The sequence below is a fragment of the Halomonas sp. 707D4 genome, from assembly GCF_024158685.1.
Classification (GTDB): Bacteria; Pseudomonadota; Gammaproteobacteria; order Pseudomonadales; family Halomonadaceae; genus Vreelandella.
In genome coordinates this window covers 1-2,129 of record NZ_JAMZBD010000513.1, presented here as the reverse complement: position 1 = coordinate 2,129, position 2,129 = coordinate 1, and the positions used below count along the sequence as shown (strand labels likewise).

The following is a 2,129-nucleotide window of genomic DNA, read 5'->3' as shown; positions in this document are numbered from 1 at the left end:
CCCAGCGCCGCTTCGAGCAGGCGGGTCTGGTGCTTCAGGTGTCCGTTGCCACCAACTATCTCGAGACGCTGAAGATGCTGTGCAATGTCGGCCTTGGCTGGAGCGTGCTGCCCCAGGGCATGGTGGAGGGTGAGCTGATCGAGCTCGAGGTTGATACTCCCCCCCTCGAGCGCCCGTTGGGCTACCTGGTGCATACCCGCCGCACGCTCTCCAACGCCGCGCTCGAGCTGATCGACGCGCTTGAAAGCCAAGGCCAGGCGCCGAAAGCAAGATGAGAAATGTCATGCGCTTTTTCTAGGTCGGGCGTAGCAAGCGGACGTGATATGGGCGGGGCCTCGCTGGTCATCAGGTTCACGTTTTAGGCTAGTTTTACATTTCAGATACTCCTATACACTAAAAGTTACACTTAATTACACAAGTGTCACTTCATCGGCCTGTGTAGGACACTCATCATGCATGATCGCCTTCGCCCTTTGTGGCCCTTGAGCCTGCTCGCAAGCCTGGTGGCTGGAGCGGCCCAGGCCCAGAGCAGCACGGACGTGACCCGCGAATCGCTGGTACGCGAAGCGCGCGAGGGGGCGCTTCCTGAGGCCATCGCGGGCCTCGAGCGCCTTTACGCCCAGACCGGCGACGAGCGTGTGCGGGCGGATCTGATCGCGCTGCTGGTGCGCGCCGAGCGTTACCAGCAGGCTCTCGATGTCTGCACCGGCTGCCGAGTCGAGCAGTACCAGGCCGGCGAACTCGAGACCTTGGGGAGCGCGGCGAGAAGCGTCCAGGCCTTCGATCAGGCGCTTGTCTACTATCAGGCGCTCGCGCAGCGCGACCCGGAGGCCACCCAGGCCCTGCTCGGCCAGGCGCTCGTCTACACCGACCAGCAGCGCTATACCGAAGCCGGTATCGCGCTAGAGCGCTACGAGCGCCTTGCGGGCAGCACCACCCAGGGGCTCGAGGCGCGCGGCTATCTCGCCTCCCAGACCCAGAACCCGGTACAGGAGCTCGCCGCCCGCCAGGCGCTGGTCGAGCGCGATACCGACAACACCGGCGAGCTCCAGGCGGTCTACCGCCTGGCAGTGGGGCTCGGCGCCAGCAGCGCCGCGCGTGAGCTGATGCTCGCACACCCGGACACCTTCGCGGCCAGCGACCGGCTGTGGCTTGCCTACTACGAGGCGGTGACCGATATCCGCCTGGGCATTCATACCGACCAGCCCAACCGCACGGCCAGCGGGCTGGCCCAGCTCGATTCGGTGCTGGCCGCGCCGGGCCTGCCCGACGAGCTCGAGACCCGCGCCGAGTACGACAAGGTGGTGGCGCTGTCGGAGCTGCGCCGCTTCAGCGAGGCCGAGGCGCTGTCGATGCGACTCGAGCTTCAGTACGGTGCCCTGCCCGACTACGTGCTGCGCGCTCGCGCCCTGGCGTTGAACGGGCTGGGACGCCCGGATGAAGCCGCCACCCTCTACCGCGAGCTGATCCGCCGCTCGCCGCAGATGGCCGTGGACCCGGACGACCCGCTCAACGAAGGGCTCTTCTACAGCTACACCGACGCCCAGCGTTTCAAGGAGGCCGACCGGCTGCTGCAGAGCTGGCTTGGCAAGGAGCCGGAGTACCGTTGGGACTTCACCCGCACCGTTCAGATCGACAACACCAATTACCAGAAGATTCTCATGCTCGATGTCCTCCTGACCGCCTGGCGCGGGCAGATGGACGAGGCCAGCGAGCGGCTGGCGAGCTACCAGGCCCAGGCCCCGGGCGAGCCGTATCTTTGGATAACCAAGGGCGACCTCGAGCGCGACCGGGGCTGGCCGCGCGAAGCCGAAACCTCCTATCGGATGGCCGAGACCCTGCTGCCGCCGGACCAGCGCTACCAGGCCGAGCACGGCGTGCTTCTGGCGCGCCTGCAGCGCGGCCAGTGGGAAGGCACCACGACCGAGATCGCCCGCGAGATCAGCGAAGCGCGCCCCAGCGCCTCCCGTGACGAGCTGGCTCGGGAGTGGCGCGAAGCCCGGGCGCCGCAGCTCAGCGCCACCGTCACGCGCGCCACCGGCGACGGCACGGGCACCCAGGCATCGAAAGAGTGGCGCTCGCAAGTGCGCCTGGATGGACCGCGCGACGCCCGCGGCTCGCGCCCCTTC

At 67.4% G+C, this 2,129-nt stretch carries 2 protein-coding genes; both read left to right on the top strand.

The window, feature by feature from the left end:
- Positions 1 to 275 (top strand): LysR family transcriptional regulator substrate-binding protein (locus tag BIS11_RS15970; protein ID WP_253586524.1); only part of this gene is annotated, 275 nt, incomplete at its 5' end.
- A gap of 177 nt (positions 276 to 452) precedes the next feature.
- The coding region (gene pgaA, locus BIS11_RS15965) for a poly-beta-1,6 N-acetyl-D-glucosamine export porin PgaA (RefSeq protein WP_253586523.1) at positions 453 to 2,129 on the top strand (1,677 nt) is incomplete at its 3' end.